The sequence below is a fragment of the Microcystis sp. LEGE 08355 genome (genome assembly GCF_015207185.1).
Taxonomy (GTDB): domain Bacteria; phylum Cyanobacteriota; class Cyanobacteriia; order Cyanobacteriales; family Microcystaceae; genus Microcystis; species Microcystis panniformis.
The window spans coordinates 1-9,118 of sequence record NZ_JADEXI010000143.1; the positions used below are offsets into that span (position 1 = coordinate 1).

Below are 9,118 nucleotides of genomic sequence, written 5' to 3' on the forward strand. Positions count from 1 at the left end.
GGGTAGTGGGGTAGTGGGGTAGTGCGGCATTTGGCTGAAATTTCCCTAAATCCCTAAATACCTAAATCACTGATAACTGATAACTGATCACTGATCACTGATAAGTAGGGAGGCACAATTATTGGTAGGATGGGTTAGCGGTAGCGTAACCCATGCGGGCGTTGGGTTTCATGCTTCAACCGTTCGGCAAAAGCTCACGGCCGAAGCCCAACCTACGTTCATCTGATAACTGATAACTGATAACTGATAACTGAATAAATGCTACACATTGCTACTTTTTCTTGCGAAAATGAGCGCCAAAATTGCGGTTTTTGGCAGAAACTTGCGCCCCATACCCGGGTTTTAGTGACTCTTTTGTTAGTTTTTGCCACAGCCTTAACTCCGAATGGTAGCTGGGAAACTTGGGCAATTTACGGATTAGGATTAATTATTTTAATTCTGATTAGTCGGGTGACTATTCCTATACTTTTACAAAGAGTAGCGATCGAATTTGTCTTTATCGGTGTGGTTTTATTGGGAACCCTTTTTCGCGATGGCGGGGAAATTCTTTGGTCTTGGGGATTTTTGCGGGTAACTAGCGAGGGATTGCTGGTGTTAGGCAGTGTGGCCATAAAAGCTTTTCTCTGTCTTTGTACGGTCAATATTCTGGTTTTAACGACAGCAATTCCCGACCTGTTGCAAGCATTAGTTACCCTAAAAACTCCCCCTTTATTGGTGGCAATTTTGGCTTCTATGTACCGTTATCTAGCTGTTTTGATCGCTGAATTTAATTCCATGCGAAGGGCAGCAATTGCGCGTAATTTAATGAGTAGTCCCCGATGGCAACGGTTGCTAGTGGGACACATGATCGGCTCTTTATTTATCCGTACCTACGAACGGGGCGATCGCATTTATCAGGCCATGTTATCGAGGGGTTACACTGGTTCCTTGCCTTCTGTGCAGGTTCCCCAAAGCAAGCTGAAAGATTATCTCGCTATAATTTGTATAGTAATTCTGATCCTCTGGGGTCAAATGGTACATCTACTCAGGTAAAAGTCTCGTTTTTCATGCACCACAACCCGATTTTTATTGAAAACCTAGTTTATACCTATCCTGACGGTACAGAAGCGTTAAAGGGTATTAATTTAGCCATTGAAGCTACGGAAAAGGTGGCTTTAGTCGGGGCAAATGGATCGGGAAAATCCACCTTATTACTGCATTTTAACGGTATTCTCCCGCCACAAACGGGTAAAATCACCGTCGGTCCCTACCAAGTTAAACCAGAGAATTTAGAAAATATCCGCAATTTTGTCGGTTTAGTCTTCCAAAACCCCGACGATCAGCTATTTATGCCCACTGTCTGGGAGGATGTGACTTTTGGCCCGATGAATCAGGGAATTCGGGGAGAGGATTTAAACCATCGCTGTCATCATGCTTTACACGCAGTGGGATTGGATTCCCAGCATTATGGTAAGAGAAACAGTCAGAATCTATCGGGGGGTGAAAAAAAACGCGTGGCCATTGCGGGGGTTTTAGCCATGTTGCCGCAGGTCTTAGTTTTTGATGAACCTAGCGCCCAACTGGACCCCCGGTCCCGTCGGCAATTAATACAACTGTTAGCCACTTTACCCCAAACCCAAGTGATCGCTACCCACGATCTCGATCTGGCTTTAGAATTATGCGATCGCACGGTGGTGTTAAGTCGTGGTCAGGTGGTGGGAGAGGGAGAAACCGCTAAGATTTTAAGTAATCGGGAATTTTTGGAACAACACGACTTGGAAACACCCCTTTGTTATAGTCGTCCCTACTGTGCGATCGCTGATGCGCCCTCACAAGTCAGTGATCAGTGATCAGTTATCAGATGTGAGTTTTCAGTTCACCGATTACTGTTTACTGAACACTAAAAAAAGCTCCCTTTTCCCCTCTCATAGACAGTCTTAGCGAGTGATTGAGATAGTCAACAGCTTACCGCTACTTAGCGGTTAATTTTTGGGATTCTAAGGGAGAATGATGTAATAACATTAATTGATTTTCTTGTAAGATTTCGATAGCATAAGCAAGGCCAGAAGTATCGCTAAATTCAACTTCAAAAACATTTGGCTCATAGACTTCTACAATTGTTCCCACTTGCCTGCGATATAATCCCAATTGTGGTAAGTCTTCTAATAAATCAACCACATCTAAGAGTTTCATTTCATTATCTCCTTATCTCCTTAAAGTACATAACAAGTAACTAAACAGTGAAAATTTTCATCATTTCTGATTATCCAAACACTGGGAATAATAGCTGTTTTGTTTTGATGATTCAGGGGAAAGTCATTAACGAAGGCAGGGGGCAGGAGGCCGTTTTTGTAACGGGGATTTATGCCCCGCTCCCAAAACTTTTCGCCTTAAGGCGAGGTTTTAGACCCGATTTTTTCGATAATATACTTTTGTCCATATTCCCACTTCTGCAAGAAGTCTGTGGATAGCTTGCCCTGAGTAAATAGGGCTTGCTGAATAAATGTGAAATGTAGGCAAGGTAAGGGTTTTGTGGCTTTACGAGCGAAACAGGTGCAAGATTTTGAGAGAATCGTGGTTCAAAACCTTGCGTCTTCATCGGCCCGCGTCCTGTAGGGGCGAAGCATTCGGGCAATAACCTATCGGTGAAACCAGAGATTTTCTATCCGAATGCTTCGCCCGTACTTTTTGTCGCAAACCCTAAATACTGATGTCTGATGCACAATTTGGAGATTTATTATCGGTTTCTTGCATTATCAGAGAAGACAAAAGCGAGAAAGTCTGACATTCTTAGGATAGGTAGCACGAAAATCGAGGCCATTTCTCACGATGCAAGCTCTGCTAGAAAAAGCTCAGATAGCGTTGAATAAAAAGGACTGGGAGACAGTAAACGCCAGCATACAGCGACTTTTAAACCAAAAAGATGCTGTTGAATCGATTATTAACGATGAAATCCTCGATTTAGCCCTAGAAGCTTTACAAAAATGTGATTTTCAACAGCGATGGGAGATAGCGAAACTATTTCCTCAAATCGGTCAATCGGCGATCGCTCCTTTAATTGCCCTGTTAGAATCCCAGGAGCAAGATGGGGAAATGCGCTGGTTTCTGGCAAGAATTCTCAGTCAATTTGACGATCGAGCCTGTATTCTCGCTCTCAGTCAATTATTGCAAAGATCGGAGGAGGAGGAACTCAGCCAAATGGCTGCGGCCGCTTTAGCTAATATCGGCAGTTCTGCGATCTCCAGTTTAGAACAATTACTGTCCGACTCGAACAGGCGTTTTTTAGCCGTACAAGCTTTATCACAAATTCGCCGGCCGGAAATTATCGAACCGCTTTTAACCGTAGTTAAGGATCAATCTAGCGCCATTCGGGCCATGGCGATCGAAGCTTTAAGCAGTTTTCACCATACCCAGATTACTGCGATGATCCTCGATGCTTTACGGGATCCGGCCATCGAGGTGCGACGGGAAGCAATTAAAGCTAGTAGTTACCTAGCGCCAAGTTATCCCCAAGCAGATTTAGTTAACCATCTGCAACCGCTGTTATTCGATATCCACCTCGAGATCTGTCAAGAAACTGCGATCGCTCTCGGTCGTATCGGCACAGCAACCTCAGCTAAAGCTTTAAATCCACTGCTGCAATCTTCCTTAACTCCCAATAGTTTAAAATTAACTGTAGTGCGAGCATTGGGCTGGATCGAGGATGGGGAAGCTTTAAATTACCTAGAAAAGGCTTTATATAGCGAAAATGTCTTGATTTGTCGTGAAATTATCGCTATTCTCGGCCGGCAAACCCCCCAGAAATTACGCCGACAAGCAGGGGAAATTCTCAGTAATTTTTATCACTCCCGTCCGGCGATCCTCGCTGATACGGGAGTTAAACAGTCTCTAGCGATCGCTTTAGGAGAATTAGAGCGGGATAATAAAAGTATTTTGCTGACTTTAGCAGCCGATGGGGAAGCAATCGTCCGTCTCCATGCTCTCAGCGCCCTGAAAAAGCTAGATCATGCAACTATATAGGGTTTGCGGCAAAAAGTTTGTTGGTGGGGTTAGGAGTCGGTCGTCAGTAGCCAGTCGTCGGTCGTTTCAGGCTTTGTTGTCCTCTTTTTTTTGTACCAGTTTGTGTACTCAAAGAAGGATAATGCAAGGTTTTTGAAGGTCTTAATCCGATTTTCGCAGCATGAACATCGGGTTTTAGCAGGTCAAAAGCCTTATTTTAAAAGGGTTTTACCATTATTCAGCCAGCCCTACATAGAGGACATTATCAAAGGATCAAGCATTACTCCCACTCCTGTAAGTCTCGGAGCCAATTTTGCAGCAAGCTAGTTAATTGAGTACGGCGAGTTTCAAAATTGCCAGCAATTGAGAGCAAGCTAACCCCCACCAGCAATCCGATAATCCATTTAAGCAGAGGATAAAGGGAAATCAAAATTACCAACTGATAGAAAGCATTAGCCACAAAAGTAAAAGTGCCAAGATAGAGGAAGGCGCGAATTCGTAAGGCTAATCCGGCAAAAATTGCCACTAAACTGAGAATACCAGGCAGGATTCCCGTCTGATGATGAAACCAGAGAGCCGCACTAGCAATAATGCCTGTTCCCAAGAGGCGAAGCAGGTGGCGCCAGGATTTGCCTTGCCTCCCCTGACAGGTAGGTTCTATCCAGACAAGACAGAGGATAGACAATCCGACAAGACTGCTGTAGGCGAAGGGAGTTGCCAGAGAGAAAGCCGCCAGCCAAAGGGCGATCGCCCAATTCACTAACAGTAGGGTAAGATAGCGCCACCGGGGTTGCTGCCGCAGCCAAGCCAGCCAAGCATAGAATCCAGCCACCACCAGCAAACTTAGGGGATTGAGCTTGTCTAAACTGCCCCCAAGGGCGAGTCCTGGAAGAACAAGAGCGAGGAATTGCCAAGGACGAGGTGGCCAGCCCCAAAGCCGCCAAGGGAGCAGATAGGTGAAAACAGCCACCCCAGAGGCGATTACTCCCAACCAAGAAACTAGGTATTGAGAGAAGAATTCCATCGGAGGAATAGTATTGGCAGCATAAACCCCAATCCCAGTCGCTTCTAGAATACCCAGATAGACCCAGATTTCAGCGATCGCCTGGTCAGGATGGTTGCGCCCTTGCCAGATAGCATAACGAGTCAAAAAGATACCGGTTGCCAATCCCAACAGTTGATTGACTGCAACGGGATAGAATAAAGCCCCTAGTAACAGGCAACTGCCCAAAGCCCAGTGCAGGTGGGCAACCAACTTCAATTCTGAGGCCGTCAGAGGCAAGTAGCCAGCCAACCAGGGAGAGAGCAATCGATAGCCGTAAACCAAGCTGGCGGCCAGGGCTGCCATTGCCAAAAATTGATCGCCTTGGGACAGGTCGGCAATTTGATAAAACAATAGCTCGTAGGCTGAGATGGAGATCCCGCCAATTCCCAGATACAACAAGGGCTTCCCGGCCGGAGAGCGCCGCCCAACTCCGATGGCAATCAGTACCAGTCCCAGAGAACTCAAGCCAGTCCAACTACTGAAAAATCCCCAACGCAGAGCCGCTCCTAATGCCCCATAGAGCAAGGGTAGAATATTCCAGCTATTGAGCATTTCCCGTCTGTGAGTAGATCTGTGCCACCAATCTCCCAACAGTTGGGTAAGCAATCCCAAGAGAATATTGGCGATCGCTAGGGCAATTAAAGACTGCTTAGTCAGGTTGAGAACTTCGATGGTGAACAGTTCCAAGCTCCAGCCTACCCCGTAGATGCCCCAGTTACTCGGCTCGAGGTAGCTTCGATAGGCGATCGCCCCTAAAGTCAGGGCAGCCCCTAGGACAGAGAGGCTTGAGGCCGCCATCCAATCCCAGTAAACGGCTAGAGAATGGAGAGTCAGGGCGACTAACTCCAGACTACAGAGGGCAATTGCCCAGCCATCGAGGGACTGGGTATAGAGGGCGGTAAGTTGGCTCTGGCGGCGCAAGAACCAACTTCGCAGCATCCAGAGGACAGCTAAGAGCAAGGCAACTGCCAGCAACCAGCCGTCAATTGAACGCAAGGCCCATCCCGCCCAACCATCCCACAGGCAAATGCCCCACAAAGCCAGAGCGAAGCCGATGGTAAGGGTAACTGCCGCCCCTTGTTGTAAATAATAGGCATGAACCAGCATCAACCCAGTTGCTATTCCTAAGCCGATTAGCCTGTACCCTGTCAGCCCTAGCAAGGGCAACTGGACTAGGGATAAGGTGGCAATACTCAACCAGATTGCTGAGGGAAAACGGGGAGGTTGCCAACTGCGATAGGCGGTTGCTCCCATAAGCAAGAGCGACAAGAGGAGAGTACGGAAAGGCTCCTGCACTATCGAGGTGTTAGCTACCAGAATCGACAACTCCAGACTACAGAGGGTGATTGCCCAGCCATCGCAGGCGCGGGCATAGAGGAGGGCAAGTGCAGAAGTACGCTGGCTCAACCAATAGCGCAACAGCCAGAGGGGGATAAGGGCGATTGCCCCCGCCAACAGCCAATCTAATCCAGGGAGAGGCAATCTCTCTAGTAAGGCAACGCTCAAGCCCAAGGACAAGCCTACCGTGATGGCAACCGCTGCTAATTTTTGTAGGCGATGAGTCTGGAAGAACATCAACCCAGTGGCGATCGCCAGGGTGACGAGACGAGTTTCTTCCCCTACCCAGGTGGGAATTTGGGCAACTAGCAGGACTGAGATGCTCAACCAAATGACTAGGTTAGGTTGGCGCGAGGGTTGCCAACTGCGATAAGCTGTCGCCCCCATCAGCAGCCAAGTGGCGATCGCTTCTCTACCGTCTGGAGAATTAAGGACATTGCCAGAAAGCGCCAATAACATCAGGAGCGAGAGGCAAGTTGCCCAACCATCGCTAACCTGGGCATAAATTCTCGCCAAATTATTCGGTAATGCCCTTAAGCATTGGCGGAGAATCCACAAGCTTGTCGCAGTAATTACCCCTGCCAACAGCCAGCTTGCTTCTTGCCGCAATGCCCAACCAAAACTGCCATCCCACAAAGACAGTGCCAGCCAACTCAAGCCAAAACCTACGGTAATCGCTGCTGCTGCTACCTGCTCTAAGTTACGGCTATTGACGAACATCAATCCTGTAGCCATCCCTAAGCCAATTGAGGCAATTCCTGGTTCCAACCCTTGCAGGAGTAGGGCTGTTAAGATAAGCCACTGCCACAGGGCTAAAGCGTCTATACTCAACCAACTGGCAACTTCCCGCCGAGCCAGATTCCAAGTTCCCACCCCAGTCAGGGCCAGGGGAGCCAAACCCCAGACTAAGCCCCACTCTAGCCCCATAAGCGGGTGCTCCAACACAGAGGTCAACTGGGCGAAAACTGCCCCCTGATTGAGGACAAACAAGCCATAGGATAGCCCAGCCAAGATTAGTCCCAGATTCCAAGTTGTGTGGTGTAGGAGATGAAGCAAGGAAGTAGCAGGAAAAGGCCGTTTCACGCTGAATGCCAATTCCAGCACCGCCAGCATGATTAAAATCACGCCCCAAACTGCCCAACTCAGCCTTGGCCATCCCCAGTCAATCGCCAAAATTAGGGTGAGCAAGCCAGCTAGGTGAGTGAGATAGGCCAGGGAGAGAAAACGGCGGGAAATCTCTTGAAGGGAAGCTAGTTTGACTTGCCGTTGGCTGAAAATTACTAACGCCAGGGTTGAAGCTGCCAAGTTGAGCGTCCTCAAGGCAGGATTGACTAAGGAGCAAAAGGTCAAGGTTGTTCCCCAGAACAAGGCTATCGAGCCGGTAAAAGAGGCTAATTCCCGCTTGCCCAATTGGGAGAACCAATCTGTCAGGAATAGGATCAAGACTAGGTAAGGAAAGAGAACTAAGCTTAGTAACGCCCAAGGGGTAGCTTCAGCGCCAGTTAAACCAGTCCCCAAGGTGATTGCCCCTTGCCTGAAAGTGTCTGGAAGTAAGCGCCAAGCCAGCCACAACCCCTGCAACCCAATCAGCAAGGCTGCTGCCAAGTCGAACTTCCGCCAGGAGTAACCGATGCGTCGGGCAAAAAACAGGAGTGATAAACCACTCACTGCTAGGGCTTGCCAAGGTGTTTCACCCACCGACAGTAACCAACCTAGCAGCAGCAAGCTACCGCCGATACGCTGCCACAAGGAAACAGATTGTCTGGTCTGCCAACTGGCTAACCAGCCGCAAATCCCCACAGCCAGCCCCAATTGGCTAATCTCTACCTGAGCGATAAAAATTGCCCGCACCAGCAGGATAACCAGCCCATAGACGACAATTGCCTCATTTAAGCTAAAAGCGGCTAATCTTTCTCTCCTTGATGCTGCTTCTTGTCCGGCTCCTTCAGGAACACGGGAAAGGGAGATCAAAGTTGTTCCCACCATGCCCAAGTAAGTTGCCAGCAAGGGAAAACCCCCAATTGCCCATCCCCAATGCAGATAGCTCAATCCCAAGTGATTCGGCAGACTTTGAGAAAATCCTGCCGGGCCAGTTTCCCCGTACCTCCCCCGGAATAGTTGAACTGTTACGGCGGTAAGGGAAAGGGCAGCCACTACCACAATCAACCAGTCTAGAGGGTTGCGCCACAAGCCCAAGCTATCCATGGCCAGAAAATTCATCGGTACTAGCAACAGAGTAACCAGGCGCAAAGCCTGACTGGTCAGGCGCAGGCGCGGCTGTTGGCTACTCCAAAAACTGGCTCCCCAAAAAGCTAAAGTATAAAGCCACAAAACCCCATACTGTCCGGCGCTTGAGAATTTTTCCCAAAAGTTGGCGGCGAGGACACCAGAGGAGATGACCACCATGAAGACTCCCAACAGCAGCAGCCAGAGGACGCTCAATTCTGCCATCAGAGACTGTAACATTTGTCCAAACTGGCTGGGAGTTTCCTGCCGTCGAGGAGATGTTGGCGGCTGTGGCGGGATTCTACGGGGAGCTTCTGGCCGTCGAGAAGGTAGCGCGGGTGGGGGAGTCTGCTGGGAGGAGATGGGGTCTGGCAGCGGCTCTCTGGTAGGGGCAGTTGTCAGTATAGGCACGACACAGGAGAGGTTTTCCCGACACAGTTGCTTGACTTGAAATTCCTCAAGTAATCCTAATTGGAGCCATTGTTCTAAACCTTGTAGTAGAGGGGGATGGGAAGCTCTCACTCTTATAAC

5 protein-coding genes are annotated in these 9,118 nt (G+C 48.6%); 3 read left to right on the plus strand and 2 right to left on the minus strand.

Annotation, left to right across the window (positions count from 1 at the left end; genetic code table 11):
- Positions 1–258: 258 nt before the first annotated feature.
- Complete coding sequence (cbiQ, locus tag IQ242_RS09565; protein ID WP_193959807.1) at positions 259–1,032, plus strand: cobalt ECF transporter T component CbiQ; 774 nt, start codon at positions 259–261, stop codon at positions 1,030–1,032.
- Positions 1,033–1,046: 14 nt separating this feature from the next.
- Positions 1,047–1,829, plus strand: coding sequence for an energy-coupling factor ABC transporter ATP-binding protein (locus IQ242_RS09570; RefSeq protein WP_002769392.1), 783 nt, complete (start codon positions 1,047–1,049; stop codon positions 1,827–1,829).
- A gap of 121 nt (positions 1,830–1,950) precedes the next feature.
- On the opposite strand, the gene IQ242_RS09575 is transcribed toward IQ242_RS09570, so the two are convergent.
- Entirely contained in the window at positions 1,951–2,172 is a 222-nt protein-coding gene (locus tag IQ242_RS09575; RefSeq protein WP_193959808.1) for a DUF4926 domain-containing protein, read from the minus strand.
- Between the two features lie 636 nt (positions 2,173–2,808).
- Between IQ242_RS09575 and IQ242_RS09580 the strand changes: the two genes are divergently transcribed.
- Entirely contained in the window at positions 2,809–3,999 is a 1,191-nt protein-coding gene (locus tag IQ242_RS09580; protein WP_193959809.1) for a HEAT repeat domain-containing protein, read from the plus strand.
- A 259-nt stretch (positions 4,000–4,258) separates the two neighbouring features.
- Here the strand turns inward: IQ242_RS09580 and IQ242_RS09585 are convergent.
- The coding region (locus IQ242_RS09585) for a hypothetical protein (RefSeq protein WP_193959810.1) at positions 4,259–9,118 on the minus strand (4,860 nt) is incomplete at its 5' end.

What these genes read in the sequence shown, in the direction of transcription:
- cbiQ (WP_193959807.1), top strand. Translation starts at nt 259, where the DNA reads ATGCTACACATTGCTACTTTTTCTTGCGAAAATGAGCGCCAAAATTGC.
- IQ242_RS09570 (WP_002769392.1), top strand. Translation starts at nt 1,047, where the DNA reads ATGCACCACAACCCGATTTTTATTGAAAACCTAGTTTATACCTATCCT.
- IQ242_RS09575 (WP_193959808.1), bottom strand. Translation starts at nt 2,172, where the DNA reads ATGAAACTCTTAGATGTGGTTGATTTATTAGAAGACTTACCACAATTG.
- IQ242_RS09580 (WP_193959809.1), top strand. Translation starts at nt 2,809, where the DNA reads ATGCAAGCTCTGCTAGAAAAAGCTCAGATAGCGTTGAATAAAAAGGAC.